Raw genomic sequence first — 16,309 nt, 5'->3', positions numbered from 1 at the left:
GGGGCCCGGTCCGGTCCGGGCCCCGGCCGTCGCACGGCGCGTGCCCACGCTCATCCGGCGTGCGGGGCGCCGGTCCGGAAGGCCTCGACGCGGTACAGGGCGTCGGGACGTACGTCGGCGACACGGTCGCGCACATCGGTGAGGAGCCAGTCCACCAGCTCCGCGGTGGCGTGGTACTCGCCGTAGAAACCCATGCTCAGGTCGCTGAACTCGGACTCGAACAGCACACCGTCGACGAGGTCCGCCAGTCGGGCGTCGGCAGACGCGGTGCGGATGCCGGTCCATGTGTCCAACCAGGGGGACAGGCCGCCGGTCGCGACGGTGACGACGGCGAGGGCCGTCCGGACGGGCACGGAGCCGGGGTGGGTGCGCAAGGTGGTCTGCCACCAGGCGTGCCAGACATCGCGGAGGGCTCGGGTCAGGGGTGCGTCCCAGGTGGTCCAGCCCGCCTGCACCAGGCGGGAGGCGACGAGTTCCTCGTCGATGCCGGACAGGCCGGTGACGACCGGGCGGATGATGCGCGGGACGAGTCGGCGGTAGAGGCGCGGGAAGTCGTCCCAGTGGTCGGGCGTCTCCGCGGCGACCGAGGACACCAGGTCTTCCGATATGCGGTGCAGTGGCCCGGAGAGCAGCGCGAGGTCCTCTTCCCCGTAGCAGTACAGGCACCCCGTGACCGGGAAGGGCTCCTCGGAGGCGAAGGCGCGGTCGAGGGCGTCGAGGGCGGTCGGGAGCGACTGGGAACAGGACATCGGCACCTGCCGGGGACTCCGTCCGGCTGACCGGCGAAGATCGCAGGCTACCAGGCGGTGCCGATCGCCGCGCACGAACCAGCCACCAGGACTTCCTTCGCCGCGACGGCAACGCCCTCCGCTGCGGAACAGCCTGCCGCAGCGACAGGAGCAGGCCGAGCCGACCACGCCCACCACCTCCGGGCACACCCGCCCGACTCCGGACCATGGCGCCTCCACAGACTCGCCTGCGCCCTCATCTGCTGGGACGACTCCTGAGGTTGCCTCAACAGCCATGACGCTTCCCGGCAGGGCGTGCTAGACAACATCGTGACCTTCTTCCGGGATCTGAGCCCCTACAGCTACTTTGCCGAGGACGTCGTAGCCGATGGGCCCTATTTCGCTTCCTTCGTGCCCTCCTACCGCCGAATCAATGTGGGTTGGCTGAGCGGTGGACACAGGTACACCACGGGGCCCGGCCCCGAGGACTTCCTCGCCAGGCTCTTCGACATCCTTCGCTGGCAGGATGTGAACACGATGCGGGGCTTCCACGTCTGCGAGCTATGCCCCAGCGACCGGACACAGACGGGTCCGCTGACCGTTGAGCACAACGGCGGCCTGGTCTACCTGGGGGACGGTGAGATCCGCGTTCCCGGTGCCCCCGATGAGGTCTTCGCGGCGCCAACACTCATAGTCCACTACGTGAGCAGCCACAACTACCTGCCACCAGCGACATTCATCGAATCCGTACTGCTCTGCCCCGAGGGATGGATGTCCGGACCCGACGCGCCCGGCGTGCCAAGCGACGCGACGAAACGCGACTACAGGACCCATCTGGGGTAGGACGCAGCCCTCAGCTGGCCGTGATCGTGTTACAAGCTCATAGGCACCCGCATCTGCGCTCGGCTCGAGCGGTCACTTTGTTAGGAGTTCTCAGGCCATCCCGCACCACGGACAGTTCGCGGACGCCGAGTTGCACCTGCGGCAGCACCTCCAGCACGGCCCACCTCACCGCTGACGGCCCGTCATGCCACTCGCCCGCCGCCGGACCGGCAACACCCTCCACCGCGACACGGCCTGACGTAACCGACCGCGCCCACCAGCTCCGGGCACACCCGCCGGACTCCGGATCCGCCCGGTCCGCGGACAGCGTCGCCGGCGCACGGCCCCCCTCGGGAGCCCGCTCTCCCGCCGGCGCGCCGCGGGCCCCGGCACGCCCCCCGCACGCCCTCGAAGCACCGCCCCGGACCGGCAGGTTGGTCGGGCTCGGATCCCGGGACCGGAGACCCGGGCCGGAGTCCGTTCCGTCCCGGACGCGCCCGAAGCCGTCGCCGCCGGGGCGGCCCGGCCGTACCCCAGGCCGGCCCCCGGCCAGGGGGCCCCGTCGGTCCGAAAGTCACACCAACACCCTTGACACCACCGGTGCCTTGACCCCCTACTGGCCCTTGCACAGCGAACTTGACAACGTTGTCCAGGCGCAGAAGGGGTGCTCGCGCATATGCAGCAGAGAGCTGCCCGGCACAGATGGAGCTCGTCGGCGGTCGTCTTGGCGACCGCCTTCGCTCTGGCCGCGGCCACGCAGCAAGCGGCGGTCGCCGTTCCCGAACACAAGCCGCACGTCGACACCTTCGCGTCGTCGTTCGAGTCGGGCGAGCCCGAACCCGACTGGCGCAACACCGTGGACACCGCCGCGGACGGGTCCAAGCGGGCCTCGGGCGTGGACGGTGGCTACAGCACCGGCATACCCGGAAACCTCAACGACCACGTCACCGACCTCCGCGCGAACGGCGAGTACACCGACTCGGGCGAGGTGAAGGAGAACCTCGTCGACGCCGAGCCCGGCACCAAGTGGCTGGTCTTCCAGCCCACCGGCTGGGTGGAGTTCGACCTCGACGGCCCCGCCAAGGTGGTCACCTACGCGCTGACGTCCGCGAACGACGCGGCCGAACGCGACCCCAAGGACTGGAGCCTGCAGGGCTCCACCGACGGCAAGGACTGGAAGACCCTGGACACGCGCTCCGGTGAGTCCTTCCCGGAGCGGTTCCAGACGAAGTCGTACGACCTCGCGGAGCCCGCCGAGTACCAGCACTTCCGGATCGACATCACCCGGAACAACGGCGCCTCGGGCATCACCCAGCTCGCCGACCTGCAGCTGTCGACGGGCAGCACCGGCGACCCCGTCCCGCAGGACATGCTCTCGCTCGTCGACCGCGGCCCGAGCGGCTCGCCGACGGCGAAGTCGGGCGCGGGCTTCACCGGTACGCGCGCGCTGCGCTACGCGGGCCGGCACACCGGTGACGGCCGGGCCTACTCGTACAACAAGGTCTTCGACGTCGACCTGCCCGTCCGCCGGGACACCGCGCTGTCGTACCGGATCTACCCGTCGATGGCGGACGGCGACCGCGACTACGACGCCACCAACGTCTCGGTCGACCTGGTCTTCACCGACGGCACCTACCTCAGCCGCCTGGGCGCCACCGACCAGCACGGCTTCGCGCTCACCCCGCAGGGGCAGGGCGCGGCCAAGGTGCTCTACGTCAACCAGTGGAACGACGTCGTCTCTCGGATCGGTTCGGTCGCGGCCGGCAAGACCGTCGACCGGATCGTGGTCGCGTACGACTCCCCCAAGGGCCCGGCGAAGTTCCGCGGCTGGCTGGACGACGTGTCACTGAAGCAGCTGCCGCCGCAGAAGCCGAAGGCGCACAAGTCGGACTACGCGCTGACGACCCGCGGCACCAACTCCAGCGGCAGCTTCTCGCGCGGCAACAACTTCCCGGCGACGGCCGTCCCGCACGGCTTCAACTTCTGGACGCCGGTGACCAACGCGGGCACCCTCAACTGGCTGTACGACTACGCCAAGGCGAACAACTCCGACAACCTGCCGACCATCCAGGCGTTCAGCGCCAGCCACGAGCCCAGCCCGTGGATGGGCGACCGGCAGACCTTTCAGGTGATGCCGTCCGCCGCCTCCGGCACCCCGGACACGGCGCGCGGCGCGCGGGCACTGCCCTTCCGGCACGAGAACGAGACGGCCCGCCCCTACTACTACGGCGTGACGTTCGAGAACGGCCTCAAGACGGAGATGGCGCCCACCGACCACGCGGCCGTGCTGCGCTTCACCTACCCCGGTGACGACGCGAGCGTCCTCTTCGACAACGTCACCGAGCAGGCGGGCCTGACGCTCGACAAGGAGACCGGCACCTTCACCGGCTACTCCGACGTGAAGTCCGGGCTGTCCACCGGCGCCACCCGGCTGTTCCTGTACGGCGAGTTCGACGCCCCCGTCACGGAGGGCACGTCGAGCGGCGTGAAGGGCTACCTGCGCTTCGACGCGGGCGAGGACCGCACCGTCTCGCTGCGCCTCGCCACCTCGCTGATCAGCATCGACCAGGCGAAGGACAACCTGCGCCAGGAGGTCCCGCAGGGCACCTCCTTCGAGACGGTGAAGTCGCACGCGCAGAAGCAGTGGGACAGGATCCTGGGCCGCGTCGAGGTCGAGGGCGCCACGCCAGACCAGCTGACCACGCTCTACTCCAGCCTCTACCGGCTGTACCTGTACCCGAACTCGGGCTTCGAGAAGGTCGGTTCGAAGTTCCAGTACGCGTCCCCGTTCTCCGCGATGCCCGGCCCGGACACCCCGACGCAGACCGGCGCGAAGATCGTGGACGGCAAGGTCTACGTCAACAACGGCTTCTGGGACACCTACCGGACGACGTGGCCGGCGTACTCCTTCCTGACGCCCGGCCAGGCCGGTGAGATGGTCGACGGGTTCGTGCAGCAGTACAAGGACGGCGGCTGGACCTCGCGCTGGTCCTCGCCCGGCTACGCCGACCTGATGACGGGCACCTCCTCGGACGTGGCCTTCGCCGACGCCTACGTCAAGGGTGTGGACTTCGACGCCGAGGCGGCGTACGACGCGGCCGTGAAGAACGCGACGGTCGTCCCGCCGCAGTCGGGCGTGGGCCGCAAGGGCATAACCACCTCGCCCTTCCTCGGGTACACCAGCACCGACACCCACGAGGGCCTGTCGTGGGCGCTGGAGGGGTACCTCAACGACTACGGCATCGCCGAGATGGGCAAGGCCCTCTACGAGAAGACCGGCAAGAAGCGCTACAAGGAGGAGTCCGCGTACTTCCTCAACCGCGCCCAGGAGTACGTCAACCTCTTCGACCCGCAGGCCGGTTTCTTCCAGGGGCGTGACGCCGAGGGGGACTGGCGGGTGGACTCCGCGAAGTACGACCCGCGGGTGTGGGGTTACGACTACACCGAGACGAACGGCTGGGGCTACGCCTTCACCGCCCCGCAGGACAGCCGCGGCCTGGCCAACCTGTACGGCGGCCGTGACGGCCTGGCGAAGAAGCTCGACGAGTACTTCGCCACCCCCGAGACCGCCTCGCCGGAGTTCGTGGGCTCCTACGGGGGCGTCATCCACGAGATGACGGAGGCCCGGGACGTGCGCATGGGCATGTACGGCCACTCCAACCAGGTGGCCCACCACGTGACGTACATGTACGACGCGGCCGGCCGCCCCTGGGAGACGCAGAAGAACGTCCGCGAGGTGCTCTCCCGCCTCTACACCGGCAGCGACATCGGGCAGGGCTACCACGGCGACGAGGACAACGGCGAGCAGTCGGCCTGGTTCCTCTTCTCCTCGCTCGGCTTCTACCCGCTGGTGATGGGAAGCGGCGAGTACGCCATCGGCTCCCCGCTGTTCACCAAGGCGACCGTCCACCTGGAGAACGGGAAGGACCTGGTCGTCAAGGCGCCGAAGAACAGCACGCGCAACGTGTACGTGCAGGGGCTCAAGGTCAACGGCCGCTCCTGGACGTCCACCTCGCTGCCGCACTCGCTGCTCGCCAAGGGCGGGGTCCTGGAGTTCGACATGGGCCCGAAGCCCTCGTCGTGGGGCACCGGCAGGAACGCCGCGCCGGAGTCGATCACCCAGGACGACGAGGTGCCGGCGCCCCGCGCGGACGCCGTCAAGGGCGACGGCGCGCTGTTCGACAACACCTCGTCGACGGACGCGGCGGTCACCACCGTCGACCTCCCGGTCGACGGACGCACCAGGGCCGTCCAGTACACGCTGACCTCGTCCGCGGACCGCGCCAAGGCCCCCACCGGCTGGACGCTCCAGGGTTCCTCGGACGGCACGCACTGGAAGACCCTCGACAGGCGCTCCGGTGAGTCCTTCACCTGGGACCGCCAGACCCGGGCCTTCTCGGTGCCGAAGCCGGACGGCTACACCCAGTACCGCCTGGTCCTGGACGCCGAGTCGACCCTGGCGGAGGTGGAACTGCTCGCCTGATCCACCGACGGCGACAGGGGCGGGCGCGGAGTGGACTCCGCGCCCGCCCGCGGCTCCGCCGGCACCAGGGCGTGTGTCGAAAGAATTTCCGGAGCGGTCGTCGGGCCGCTCCACTACGGTGCGGCCATGGCGAACTTTGTGCTCATCGCAGGTGCGCGACTCGGATCGTGGGCGTGGGACGATGTGGTGCCGTACCTGCGTGCGGCCGGCCATGGCGTCCACCCGCTGACGTTGTCCGGCCTCGCCGAGAAGCAGGGCGCGCCGGCCGGGCAGCAGACCCACGTCCAAGACATCGTCGATGAGGTCGAACGCCAGGACCTGCACGACGTCGTCCTGGTAGGTCACAGCTACTCGGGTATTCCGAGCGGTCAGGCCGCCGGGCGGATCGGCGACCGGCTGGCGCAAGTGGTCTTCCTCGACTCCAGTGTTCCGGCCGATGGTGAACCGTTCGTCTCCGCCTGGCCGGACGGCGGGGCGACGATGAGGACAACGATCGCCGAGAACGGCGGATTCTGGCCGGTCGCGCCCCCGGCTCACTTCGAGGGCCACGGTCTCACCGATGACCAGATCGCACGGATCGTGGGCGGTTCGACGCCACACCCGGGTGACACGCTGACCGAAGCCGCTGTGCTGGAAACGCCGCTCGGCGACCTCCCGGCGACGTACATCAAGTGCACGCTCGGTGACCCCGAGCCGAGCGACGATGTGGCCGAGCTGCTGACCAGCGGGCGCTGGCGGCTGATGGAGATGGACACCGGCCACTGGCCGATGTTCTCCCAGCCACGCGAACTGGCGCGGATCCTCATCGACATCGCCGGTACGTGACCGCAGTTCCACGCTTGCGGACGCCTTGCCGGCGTCGTATCAACTGCGCTGCTCACAGCCACTCGTTGACGGCCGCGACAAGGACGGTCGCCTCGTAGCGGCAGCTCAAGATCCACTTTCGATGCACGCCCTAGCAGTCGTAGCGGTGGGCGTAGGGGAGTTCGGGACACCGGCGGCAGAGGAAGAAGTACACACCGCCGGCGTCGCCCATGATCATGTCGTGTTCGTCGTCCGCCGTGATGCTCAGGAGGTGCTCCATCCGGTGACCGCGGGCGCAGTCCGGCCAGTCCGGCTCCTGGTTCCAGGCGGGGTAGCCGCCGACCTTGGTCTCATGACAACGGCCGAGAAGTTCCTCGACGGCGTCCAGGACGGGTTCCGACAGACCCGTGAGGAGGTCCCGGGGAAGGTCCATGTTCGCGTAGTCCGTGTCCACGCTCGGTGAGACCGTACAGGGGCGGGGGGTGAACTCGTCGTCGTACTCACCCTCCCCGGGCGCGGGGACGTCGTCCAGCACTCCGGTGGCCGGAACGTCGGTTTCGGCACGCCAGTGGAGGGACGGCCTGGGGGCCGTGACCTCGTCGTCGGGGTGGAGCAGGGGGCACCACAGGATCTGGAGCACGTCCTTGCCGTCGGGAAAGCGCAGTTGCGCCACGTCGCGGGCGAACAGTTGCAGCACCGGGACCATGGGGATGCGGCCCACCGGGAAGCCGCTGAAGTCGGCGAGGTGACCCGGTCGGTCGCAATGCGGCCACGGCTCGTCAGCGGGCCACAGGACAGGACCACCGAGAGAACTCTCCCGGACGCCGGGGGATCCCTGCTTCGGCCGGAGCAGCGTGGTGGGCCGGCGGTACGAGGCGAGTTCGGGCAGGAGGTCGTGCGGGGCCGGCCCCTCGACAGGGTGCGGTGACACGCTGCTGTCTCCCCTCGGCTCGACGTGGTGCGTCCGAGCGGTAGGTGTACGTGGACACGGCTCGCCCGTGCCCGCCCCATGAACCTACTCCCCCGCGACGACACCCTTCCCCGGTGCGTCCCCGCCGGCCCGGCCCACCGGGACGGAGTCGGTCGTCGAGGCCGTCGCGAGGTGCGACGACCATCGCGCCACGCGCCGCCGGTGAGCACGTCGACCGCCGCCCTCGCGGTGACACGCCGCCGGAGGCGGGTGGCACCCCGGCGCCGGAGCACCGGGGTACCACCCCGTACCGTCAGGGCGCCAGCAGGTTCAGCCAGGTCGCGGACCGGACGGTGCCGTCCGCGGGCAGGCCGCGGGCGGACTGGAAGGAGCGCACGGCGGCGTCCGTCGCCGCGCCGAAGGCACCGTCGACGGTCAGTCCCGCGCCGCGGGTGTTCAGCAGGTACTGCACGGCGGAGACCGCGGGGCCAGAGCCGCCCTGGGCCAGCGTCGTGAAGACCATCGGCTGCCAGGTCGCGGGGCCCACGACGCCGTTGGAGGGCAGACCGCGCGCGGTCTGGAAGGAGCGCACCCCGGCGGCCGTCGTGATGCCGAAGACGCCGTCCACGGCGAGCCCCACCCCGCGGGCGTTCAGCAGGTACTGCAGGGCCCTGACCCGGGTGCCGCTCTGGCCCTGCTGCAGCAGGGGCCAGTCGGGTGCGGGTGTCCCGGCGCCGGTGGGCAGCGCGAAGGGCAGCGGGAGCAGCAGTTGGGTGTTGCGGGCGGTCGGTGCGCCGCGCCGCAGGTCGATACCGCGGGCGACGGACTGGATGTCGTTGGCGGCCAGTTCGCGGGCCAAGGAGGCGAGCGCGGCGGGGGTGCCGGTGTCCCCGCCGTACGACAGCGGGGCGTCCGCGTCGACCATGGTGGTGAAGATCGACAGGTAGCCGCCGCCCTCGGCGATCTCGACGATCCGGGACTGGACGGGCCAGTCGATGTGCGAGGCGGTGTTCACCTCCCAGAAGCCGGCGCTGAGCGCGGAGGTCCAGGCGGGCTTGTGCGCGGTGATGTTGTTGGTGTGGGTGTGGCCGTCCACCATCAGCACGACGTTCGGGAAGCGCAGCAGTTTGTCGCGCAGGTCGGCGCCGCTGTAGGGCGCGTCGCCGTCCGTGTTGTCCATCGAGCCGAGGGTGTGGTGGCAGCAGACGACGATCAGCTTGTCCTTGACCCCGGGCTGGGTGACGACGGTGCCGGGGCCCGTGCCGTTCGCGCGGTCCGTCTCGTAGCGGGAGCTGTTCGTCCGCAGTTGGGCGTCCAGCCACTCCCACTGCGCCTCGTCGAGGGCGCCGTCCGCGCCGCCGTTCGCGTTGGTGGTGTCGAGCACGAGGACCTGGACGAGGTCGGAGGGGCCGGAGGGCACGGCGTAGTAGGCACGGTCGCTGCCGGAGGTGAAGCCGTGCCCCGCGGGGGTGCCGGTGGTGCGGAAGTGCTCGGCGACGAACTCCCGCCGCTCCAGCAGCCGTCGTGCCGGGTCGGCGGTGACCTTCTCGGTGTCGAGGGTGAAGTCGCCGGTGATGATGTCCGTCAGCAGCTCGATGTAGTAGGCGGGGCCGTTGTCGAAGACGTCGGGGACACCCTCGATCTGGGTGATCTTCGTGGAGCCGGTGGCGATGCTCTTGAGCGGGTCGAACGGCAGGACGTCCGGCGCGACGTTGCCCTGCACGAGGCCGTCGTGGTTGCCGTAGGCGGCGTACCAGGGCATGCGCAGCCCGCCCGCGGTGAAGGGCCTGCGGGCGGCGGCGAGCAGGCCGGTCACCAGGGGGAAGCCGGCCAGCTCGTTGTTGTCGGCCGGGCTCTGCCGGGCCTGCGGGTGCCAGTAGTGGACGTCGGTGCCGAAGCGCCCGCTGCTGACGCTCTCGTCGAGGGCCGGGCTGCCGGAGTCGGGGGTGACCGTGTTGCCGTCCAGCAGGTCGATGTACCAGCGGGTCTCGTTGTACTGGCAGTTGTCGACCGCGTCCCCGGTGACGACCGTGAAGGCCAGCGGCGCCCCGGTGCGCGGCCCGCGGCCGATCTGCCGGACGGCGCGGCACATCGCGTCGGTGGTCTGGGTGGAGAGGAACTCGTGGGCGCGGTAGGCGGACTCGGTGGGATAGGAGTTGTAGTGCGGGGGCCCGTAGTCGGCGAGCCGGTCCAGGCACTCGACGCGCAGCGGTGACTGGTCGTCGACGATGTGCAGGTCGGACATCTGGGCGAAGGCGATCAGCGAGCGGGTCACCGTGGGCGCGGTGACGTTGGCCAGGTCCTTGCGGACGAGGTGGGGCTCGCCGGGCCCCGCGACGATCCCGCGGTAACCGGACCCGAGGTCCGGGCCGCGCAGCAGCGTACGGTCCAGGGTCGACAGGCCCGGTGCGGAACCGTCGCCTGCGGCGGTGGTCCGCGGGGCGGCGGCCGCGAGGCCGGCGAGTCCGCCCGGGGCGACGGTGGCGGTCACCACGCCCACGGCGCTCGCCGTCAGCATTCTTCGGCGCGTCAGAGACATTCCGCATCCTGTTCGGTCGTCAGCCGCCGTGCGCGGGCAGCACGGCATGGCGAGGGGGACGAGGGGAGGCGCGCGAACCACCCGGTCGTGGAGCGGTGGACCGGGCCCGCCAAGCCTGGCAAAGGGAGGGCCCGGACCGCAAGGAGTGGTTCAGCCACTCATCCACTTTCTGACTGACCCACCGTCCGGTGGCGGCCGCGGAGGGCATGACGCGACCCCGTACGGGCGCACACGGCCGTACGGGGTCGCCGGAGGGGGCCGGACGGGCCGGGCCCGGGTACGGGGAGGCGGACGGGTCAGCTGTTGGCGTTCAGTACGGGGTAGTAGCCGCTGGCGTGGCCCCTGGCGGTGGGGTGGTAGGACTCCCAGCTCGGCGAGACGACCAGGGAGTGCAACCAGTCGTCGCCGGAGCAGAGTTCGTGGCCGTTGAAGGTGCCCCGCACGTCGCCGAAGACGAAGCCGTGGGCGGCGGCCCTGGCGGCGATGACGCCGTCGAGGACGTCCGCGGCCTCGTCGATCTTGCGGTGCTTGGTGTCGGAGAGGCCGACGCACAGGACGTTCAGGGTGTAGACGCGCGGATAGCCGAGGACGACGACCTTGGCGTTGGGGGCCTTGGCCCGGATCGCGTTGTAGGTGGCGTCGAGGCGGGCGGGCAGGGTGTTGCGGGCGTAGTTCTCCGCCTGGGTGACCCGGTTGACGCAGTCGGCGTCGGAGCCGATCACACAGGTCGTCATGACGTCAGAGAATCCGGCGTCGTTGCCGCCGATGGTGAGGGACACCAGACCGGTGGAGGCGTTCAGCGGGCCGAGCTGGTTGTTGGTCACGTCCGTGGTCACCGCACCCGAGCAGGAGGTGTCGGCGAACGAGGAGGGGGCGTGGGCGTTCTTCCAGAGGTACGGGTACGCGCTGAGACTCCGGTGGCAACTGCCGCTCGCACTGTCGTAGTTGCCCGCTCCGTTGCCGGCGGAGTACGAGTCCCCCAGCGCGACGTAGGCGGGTCCGGCGGCGTGCGCCGGGGTGGACCACAACAGGCCGAAGGCCAGGGTGACGATCAGGGTGGTCAGGGCCGACAACGACGTGGTGCGTCTCACGGAACCTCCCTGGGCGGGGAATTGACTACCACTTGGTAACCCCCGACCCACCTCGCTGGGAAGTGTCCATGACAATGGAATGTTAAAATTTCTCCGCGCGTAGATCGTTGTTCGGATCGCCGTGGCCCGCCGGCCGGAGCGGCGCGGGACCGGCGGTGGCAGGATGCTTGCGACAGCAGTCAGCCACGCCACCGGGCGCGAGAGCCGGAGGAGACCCGTTGAGCCGCGCGAAGAACCACCACGTCGTCGTGCTCGTACTGGAGGGCGCCAAGCCGCTCGACGTCGGCATCCCGGCGCAGGTGTTCTCCAACCGGCCGAGCATGCCCTACGAGGTGCGGGTCTGCGGCGCCGCGCCCGGGCTGGTGACCGGCGGCGACGGGCTGTCGTACCACGTGGCGGAGGGCCTCGAGGCCGTCGAGCACGCCGACACCGTCTTCATCCCCGGCTACCGGGAGCCGGCCGGCACCGAGCCGCCCGCGGCGGTCGTCGGCGCGCTGACGGCCGCCCACGAACGCGGCACCCGGCTCGCGGCCATCTCCACCGGGGCGTTCGCGCTGGCGGCGACCGGGCTGCTCGACGGCAAGCGCGCCACCACGCATTGGCACTACACGAAGGCCCTCGCCGAGCGGCATCCGCTGGTCCGGGTGGACGAGAACGTGCTGTTCGTGGACGAGGGCGACGTGCTCACCTCGGCCGGGGCGGCGTCCGGCATCGACCTGTGCCTGCACCTGGTGCGGCGCGATCACGGGGTGGGACTGTCCAACCGCGTGGCGCGGCGTCTGGTGGCCGCGCCCTACCGCAGCGGCGGCCAGGCGCAGTACGTCCCCCGGAGCGTGCCCGAGCCGCTCGGCGACCTGTTCGCGGGCACCCGCGAATGGGCCCTGGCACACCTCGCCGAACCGCTGACGCTCGACATGCTCGCGCGCAACGCGAAGGTCTCGGCGCGCACCTTCTCCCGGCGGTTCGCGGAGGACACCGGCTACACGCCGATGCAGTGGGTGCTGCGCGCCCGGGTCGACCTGGCCCGGGAACTGCTGGAGCGCACCGACCTGGGCGTGGAGCAGATCGCCGACCGCGTCGGCCTCGGCACCGGGGCGAACCTGCGGCTGCACTTCCACCGCATCCTCGGCACCTCCCCCACGGAGTACCGGAACACCTTCTCCGCCTGAACGGCCCGGACGGCGCCGGGTGGCCCGGACGGCCCCGGTGGCTCCCCTGGCGAGATCCTTGCGGGGCGTGGCGAAAGGTATGGCGGGATGCTTGCGCACGCTGTCGTTCAGGCCACTACCGGAGGGACGTCCCGCTGCCGACCATGAAGACGGCAACGAAAGGAACCCCTCATGACCCGCATCGCCGTCAACGGATTCGGCCGCATCGGACGCAACACCCTCCGCGCCCTCGTCGAGCGGGGCAGTGACCTCGAAGTGGTCGCGGTCAACGACCTCACCGCCCCCGAATCCCTCGCGCACCTGCTCAAGTTCGACAGCTCCCTCGGCCGGCTCGGCCGCACCGTCGAGGTGGACGGCTCCGACCTGGTCGTCGACGGCCGCCGGATCACGGTGCTCGCCGAGCGCGAGCCCGCCAAGCTGCCGTGGGCCGAGCTGGGCGTCGACGTCGTGCTGGAGTCCACCGGCCGCTTCACCTCGGCGGACGCCGCCCGCGGGCACCTGACCGCCGGCGCCAAGCGGGTGCTGGTCAGCGCCCCGTCCGACGGCGCCGACGTCACCCTCGCGTACGGCGTCAACACCGAGGAGTACGACCCGGCCCGGCACGTCATCGTGTCGAACGCCTCGTGCACCACGAACGCCCTGGCCCCGCTCGCCTCCGTGCTGGACGACCTGGCCGGCATCGAGCACGGCTTCATGACCACGGTGCACGCCTACACCCAGGAGCAGAACCTCCAGGACGGTCCGCACCGCGACATGCGCCGCGCCCGCGCCGCCGGCGTGAACATCGTGCCCACCACCACCGGGGCCGCCAAGGCCATCGGCAAGGTGCTGCCCAAGCTCGACGGCAAGCTCTCCGGCGACTCGATCCGCGTGCCCGTGCCGGTGGGCTCGATCGTCGAGCTCAACACCACGGTCTCCCGCGAGGTCACCCGCGAGCAGGTGCTGGACGCCTACCGCGCCGCCGCCGAGGGCAAGCTGAAGGGCATCCTCGACTACGCCACCGAGCCGCTGGTCTCCAGCGACATCACCGGCCACCCGGCCTCGTCGATCTTCGACGCCGCCCTCACCCGCGTCGACGGCCGCCACATCAAGGTCGTGGCCTGGTACGACAACGAGTGGGGCTTCTCCAACCGCGTCGTCGACACCCTCGAACTGCTCGCCCGCGCCTGATCGCCGGCCGGGGGCGGGCGGAAGCCGCCGGCCGGGGGCGGGCGGAAGCCGCCGGCCCCCGGCTGCCCTCGACCGCCCTCGGCCGCCCCCGGTCAGGAGAAGGGCCGGTACCAAGGCCGCTTCGCCGGAGGCAGCCGCCGCGCGAAGAAGGCGGCCACGACGGCCTGCTGGTCCTCGTCGAAGACCCTCCTGGGGAAGAACCCCGAGGCGCCGTTCACCTGGCGCAGGTACCAGAAACCCGCATGCTCCCGCGCGTCGCGGTAGGCGTCCCAGCCGACCTCCGCCCGGGCGACGGCGGTGCGCAGCGTGTAGGTCTCCTCCGTCAGCCGGACGGACCACGGTTCGGAGAACTGGCGGGCGATCCTGCGGACCGCGAGCCGGACGGCGACGACCTCAAGGAAGAGCGGCAAGCCGATCCCGTAGTAGATCAGCCACGTCTTCGGCTCGTCCGAGAGCAGGGTCAGCGCGCCCACCAGGACCATGAGAACCCCGATGACCGCGACCCCGCGGACGGCGGGGGAGTTGCGGATCGCCCTGCGGTACTCCCGCCCCGTCATCTGGAACGTCGCACTCACATCCATGACCGGGAAACCGCCGTCGTGGAGGATGACGGGCCCGCCGCCCGAACGCCGAGAGGCTACCGGGCAGCCCGGACGTGTCCCGCGCCGGGGGGATAGGATCACGCGCCGTGGCGACCCCGAGCTTCATCGACTGCTGCGCCGAGGCCGAACTCGCCTGGGTGCGGACGCTGTACGAGTCCCACCACGACCAGGAGTCGCTGCTGAACTGCACAGGCTGCCGCGCCTTCTGGTTCCACCGCTTCCACGAGTTCATCGACTGGTCCGGTGGCGGGGACGACCTGACGACGTGGTACTCCCGGCTGACCCCCGAAGAGGGCGAACGCCTCCGGGACACGGCCGACCCGGCCGCCGAGGACCTCTCCTTCCTCCGGACCCGCCCGAGCTGGATGGACGACGCCCGCGGCCCCCGCCAGGTCGCCGGCGCCCCGGACCACCCCCACAGCTGACCGCCCTCCGCGGCAACCGGCCCAAGGGCCGCAGGGCAACGCGACCGCCCCGGCGCCGCATCCGGATTGCCGGATGCGGCGCCGGGGCGGCCCGGGCGGGTGTCAGCGCCCGAGGAGGAAGCGGTGCACGGCGCGGCGGCCCTCGTCGCTCGCGGCGCGGCTCTGGACGGAGTGCGCGGCGCCGCGGACCACGACCACCTGGGCCCGCGGGGTCAGCTCCTTCTGGTCGTGGAGCCATTCCAGGGGCGTCGACAGGTCCCGGTCGCCACCGAGCAGCAGCACCGGGACGCCGGGGAGGCGGCGGTGGGCGGCAGGCAGGGACGGGGCCGGGGTGCGGGGCCAGTCGAGGCAGCTGAGCATCGACCCGAGGCCGGTCGCCGTGGCGGCGTCGAACGGGCCGTGGTCGGCCGGGGCGAGTTCCGCGCCCGCCTTCTCCAGCGCGGCCCGGCGGCCGGCGACCGGGGCGTCCGAACGGCCCCAGGGATAGCGGCCGTCCAGGCACAGCGTCGAGGCGTGGAGTCCCTGGCTGAGTTCCTCCGCGCTCGCCGCGCTCCCCTGCCGTACGCCCTGGATGAGGCCGTTCAGCAGCCCGGGGTCCCCCTCGGCGGCCTGGTGGAGGGCGTCGATCATCTCCGCGTAGTCCGGGTCGACGAACTCCCAGGTGGTCAGGGCGTCCAGCACGTCGACGCCGTTGCCGTAGGTGTCCACGACCTCGGCGAGGTCGGCCGCGGGGTCGGTGGTGCAGCCGATGCTCTCGCACGCCGCCGTCAGCACCCGCGGCACGGCCCGCATGGCGGCGAGGTCCATCGGGTCGTAACCGGTCTGCGGCACCACGGAGTCCAGCACCATGCGGGCCACGCGCCCCGGGTGCGCGAGGGCGTACCGCTCGGCGGTGTAGGTGCCGTACGAGACCCCGTCGAGGGTCATCTTCCGCACGCCCAGCGCGCGGCGGAGCAGTTCGAGGTCGGCGACCGTGTCGCCGGTGCTGTAGAAGCGGCGGTCGGAGCCCACGGCCGCGGCGCAGTCCCGTACCGCGTCCGCGGTGGGCGGTGTGAGGTCGGACGCCCCCATCTGCTCCTGCAGTCCCGGGCATTGCAGGGCGTTGCCGCCGGTGCCGCGCTGGTCGATCATGACGAGCCGGTAGTCCTCGAGCACCGGTCCGAGGGCGTCGGCCATCCGCTCCACGAAGGGGACGCCCGGCTGCCCGGGACCACCCGTGAGGAACAGCAGGACGCCCTTGGGGGCGTCCGCGTTGTCCGCCATGGCGACCTTCAGTCCCAGCCGGCCCCGCGCTTCGCCGCTGTGGTCCAGCGGCACCGTCAGCGTGGCGCAGCTGAAGCCCTCCAGGCCGGGGCAGGCCGCGGCGCCGGAGAGCCCCCCGCTCCCCCCGGGCGGCCCCGCGTCGCCCCGGCCCTGGGCCGACGACGTGCAGGTCCCCAACACCATCAGCAGGCCGGCGGCGGCCAGTGCCACCGCGGCCCGTGCTCCGGACCTCCGCGCCCCCCGTGCCGTTCCGGCCCCGCGCATCGCCCGCATCGCACGCACCCCCGCCTTCCGGTGATCTCG

12 protein-coding genes are annotated in these 16,309 nt (G+C 71.3%); 6 read left to right on the top strand and 6 right to left on the bottom strand.

Annotated features, from left to right (window positions below; translation table 11 throughout):
* Positions 1-50 precede the first annotated feature (50 nt).
* Positions 51-749, bottom strand: coding sequence for a hypothetical protein (locus ACZ7MY_RS11085; protein ID WP_499601067.1), 699 nt, complete (start codon positions 747-749; stop codon positions 51-53).
* 294 nt (positions 750-1,043) lie between these two features.
* Between ACZ7MY_RS11085 and ACZ7MY_RS11080 the strand changes: the two genes are divergently transcribed.
* The 3 genes from ACZ7MY_RS11080 (at position 1,044) to ACZ7MY_RS11070 (ending at position 6,858) form a co-directional block, all read left to right on the top strand.
* Positions 1,044-1,571, top strand: coding sequence for a DUF7919 family protein (locus ACZ7MY_RS11080; protein WP_499601066.1), 528 nt, complete (start codon positions 1,044-1,046; stop codon positions 1,569-1,571).
* Positions 1,572-2,226: 655 nt separating this feature from the next.
* Positions 2,227-6,033, top strand: a complete 3,807-nt coding sequence (locus ACZ7MY_RS11075) for a GH92 family glycosyl hydrolase (protein WP_499601065.1) — start codon at positions 2,227-2,229, stop codon at positions 6,031-6,033.
* Positions 6,034-6,159: 126 nt separating this feature from the next.
* Positions 6,160-6,858, top strand: coding sequence for an alpha/beta fold hydrolase (locus ACZ7MY_RS11070; RefSeq protein WP_499601064.1), 699 nt, complete (start codon positions 6,160-6,162; stop codon positions 6,856-6,858).
* Between the two features lie 130 nt (positions 6,859-6,988).
* On the opposite strand, the gene ACZ7MY_RS11065 is transcribed toward ACZ7MY_RS11070, so the two are convergent.
* The 3 genes from ACZ7MY_RS11065 to ACZ7MY_RS11055 all read right to left on the bottom strand — a co-directional run bounded on the left by ACZ7MY_RS11065 (position 6,989) and on the right by ACZ7MY_RS11055 (position 11,377).
* A complete protein-coding gene (locus ACZ7MY_RS11065; RefSeq protein ID WP_499601063.1) occupies positions 6,989-7,768 on the bottom strand; it encodes a DUF1963 domain-containing protein in 780 nt (259 codons plus the stop codon).
* A 292-nt stretch (positions 7,769-8,060) separates the two neighbouring features.
* Positions 8,061-10,286 (bottom strand): TIGR03767 family metallophosphoesterase, encoded by a 2,226-nt coding sequence (locus ACZ7MY_RS11060; RefSeq protein WP_499601062.1) that lies wholly within the window; start codon positions 10,284-10,286, stop codon positions 8,061-8,063.
* Positions 10,287-10,582: 296 nt separating this feature from the next.
* Positions 10,583-11,377: an SGNH/GDSL hydrolase family protein gene (locus ACZ7MY_RS11055; RefSeq protein ID WP_499601061.1), complete on the bottom strand. Its 795-nt coding sequence runs from the start codon at positions 11,375-11,377 to the stop codon at positions 10,583-10,585.
* Between the two features lie 218 nt (positions 11,378-11,595).
* On the opposite strand from ACZ7MY_RS11055, the gene ACZ7MY_RS11050 reads away from it, so the two are divergent.
* Positions 11,596-12,546 carry a GlxA family transcriptional regulator gene (locus ACZ7MY_RS11050; protein WP_499601060.1) on the top strand — a complete coding sequence of 317 codons (951 nt, stop codon included), beginning with the start codon at positions 11,596-11,598 and terminating at the stop codon, positions 12,544-12,546.
* 171 nt (positions 12,547-12,717) lie between these two features.
* A complete protein-coding gene (gene gap / locus ACZ7MY_RS11045) occupies positions 12,718-13,716 on the top strand; it encodes a type I glyceraldehyde-3-phosphate dehydrogenase (protein ID WP_499601059.1) in 999 nt (332 codons plus the stop codon).
* Positions 13,717-13,808: 92 nt separating this feature from the next.
* Here gap and ACZ7MY_RS11040 read toward each other — a convergent pair whose 3' ends face one another.
* Positions 13,809-14,297: a YcxB family protein gene (locus tag ACZ7MY_RS11040; protein WP_499601058.1), complete on the bottom strand. Its 489-nt coding sequence runs from the start codon at positions 14,295-14,297 to the stop codon at positions 13,809-13,811.
* A gap of 107 nt (positions 14,298-14,404) precedes the next feature.
* Here ACZ7MY_RS11040 and ACZ7MY_RS11035 point away from each other — a divergent pair, with 107 nt between their 5' ends.
* Positions 14,405-14,743 (top strand): hypothetical protein, encoded by a 339-nt coding sequence (locus tag ACZ7MY_RS11035; RefSeq protein ID WP_499601057.1) that lies wholly within the window; start codon positions 14,405-14,407, stop codon positions 14,741-14,743.
* A 102-nt stretch (positions 14,744-14,845) separates the two neighbouring features.
* Here ACZ7MY_RS11035 and ACZ7MY_RS11030 read toward each other — a convergent pair whose 3' ends face one another.
* Positions 14,846-16,216, bottom strand: a complete 1,371-nt coding sequence (locus ACZ7MY_RS11030; protein ID WP_499601056.1) for an alpha/beta fold hydrolase — start codon at positions 16,214-16,216, stop codon at positions 14,846-14,848.
* Between the last annotated feature and the right edge of the window lie 93 nt (positions 16,217-16,309).

Source organism: Streptomyces sp. NPDC111520 (genome assembly GCF_055635295.1).
This window is presented reverse-complemented; position numbering and strand designations above follow the sequence as displayed.